Origin of the sequence: Streptococcus danieliae, assembly GCF_013415245.1 — a bacterium.
Classification (GTDB): Bacteria; Bacillota; Bacilli; order Lactobacillales; family Streptococcaceae; genus Streptococcus; species Streptococcus danieliae_A.
Map to the genome: position 1 here is coordinate 1 of NZ_JACBXX010000205.1, position 1,474 is coordinate 1,474.

Consider the following 1,474-nt stretch of genomic DNA (forward strand, 5'->3'; position numbering starts at 1 on the left):
CGCAGGTGGTTACCAAAAGGGACCAAAGAAACAACTCCCAAAGAAGTCGCTTTTATTGAAAATTGGATAAACAATTATCCTAAAAAATGTTTGGACTACAAGTCACCAAAGGAATTTCTTAGTGGTGGCTAATTTCAACTTGAAATTTAGCTTTCAAAAGGTAAAAGCAGATTGGTATCCAAACGCCCAAATTCGGTTGAGGCTAAAAGGCTGAGGGGCTGATTGGTCAGCTTCACTTTCCCCAGATTCGTTACCTTATCCTTAGGCACGGTCTGCCCATCAATGGTCAGACCGTCCAAGTTTGAAGTCACTTGAACCGCTACTGGATAGGAGGAAACACGATAATGATCAAAGAAAAAGAGAGTCTTTCCATCTTCCACCAACCCTAGAACCTGATTTCCATTGGCATCTTGGTAGACCTTAGCACCAGCCTTCTGCTGTTTGAGCTGCTCCAGTACCTCATCCACTTGCAGACCATGATCGGCCAAATAACCTACAAAGCCCTGGGCATCTCTTGCAGACCACTTGCTAGTTGGGGTCGATAAGAGGCTTGCCACCCGCTCATAGTCCTGAGCTTTAACAGCCTGACTAAAACTGCGAATTGCCGCATCAGGCCCTGCTCCCTGAACCGCATAAATACCTATCCCCAAAGCTAGAGTCAGTAGAGCCACCGCCGTTAAGCCCGCCTTCTTTTTACGACCCAAAGCCGATCTCCTACTTCCTAATTGTTTCATATTCTCACCTCGATTCTATAATTTCTAAAACTCTTCTTATCTACTATTATAGATGGTACCAAAACAAGTGTCAAAAAAGAGCCCCTCTTAGGACTCAAAATCGAGCAAGAAAAAAAGCCCCTAAGGGGCAAGAACTCCGCCAGTAGGACTCGAACCTACGACATCATGATTAACAGTCATGCGCTACTACCAACTGAGCTATGGCGGATAAAGAAAAGCTAAGCGACTACCATATCTCACAGGGGGCAACCCCCAACTACTTCCGGCGTTCTAGGTCTTAACTTCTGTGTTCGGCATGGGAACAGGTGTATCTCCTAGGCTATCGTCACTTAACTCTATTTTAAGCTTTTTCCACGATGACTTTGTCATCTTCTTCTCCATAATCCCTAGATTAATGGCCAATCGATTCCTCGTCCTCCCGAAAAAATCTTTAAAATTTAGGATATTAAAGCCGTCAAGCTTGCTTGCACTTCTTAAGGAAAAATAGGAATTTTGACGCAGTGTCCTAAGACACTAGGAAGAATTATCTTTTTTCCAAAGAAGTGAGGCTGTATTCGACTTCTATATTCTGTTGAGTATTCAAGAACACTCAAAATTGAATACCTATTCAAATCTTACAAGAACCAAAACTTACACATAAGTGTCGTCTTACGACTTCGGATAAGTCTTCGAGCTATTAGTATTAGTCCGCTACATTGCTCACACAACTTCCACTCCTAACCTATCTACCTGATCATCTC

The 1,474-nt window shown here is 43.1% G+C and carries 1 protein-coding gene, 1 tRNA gene, 1 rRNA gene and 1 pseudogene; 1 reads left to right on the forward strand and 3 read right to left on the reverse strand.

Annotated features, from left to right (window positions below):
• Positions 1-132, forward strand: a pseudogene (locus HZY94_RS09100) (IS30 family transposase); the annotation flags it as partial.
• Between the two features lie 14 nt (positions 133-146).
• On the opposite strand, the gene HZY94_RS09105 reads toward HZY94_RS09100, so the two are convergent.
• The 3 genes from HZY94_RS09105 to rrf all read right to left on the reverse strand — a co-directional run bounded on the left by HZY94_RS09105 (position 147) and on the right by rrf (position 1,067).
• Positions 147-734: a TcaA second domain-containing protein gene (locus HZY94_RS09105; protein ID WP_179925882.1), complete on the reverse strand. Its 588-nt coding sequence runs from the start codon at positions 732-734 to the stop codon at positions 147-149.
• Between the two features lie 134 nt (positions 735-868).
• Positions 869-942, reverse strand: a tRNA-Asn gene (locus HZY94_RS09110).
• Positions 943-951: 9 nt separating this feature from the next.
• Positions 952-1,067: ribosomal RNA gene (gene rrf, locus HZY94_RS09115) — 5S ribosomal RNA — on the reverse strand.
• Positions 1,068-1,474 lie beyond the last annotated feature (407 nt).

Coding starts and splice junctions, on each gene's coding strand:
- HZY94_RS09105 (WP_179925882.1), bottom strand. CDS start 734: ATGAAACAATTAGGAAGTAGGAGATCGGCTTTGGGTCGTAAAAAGAAG.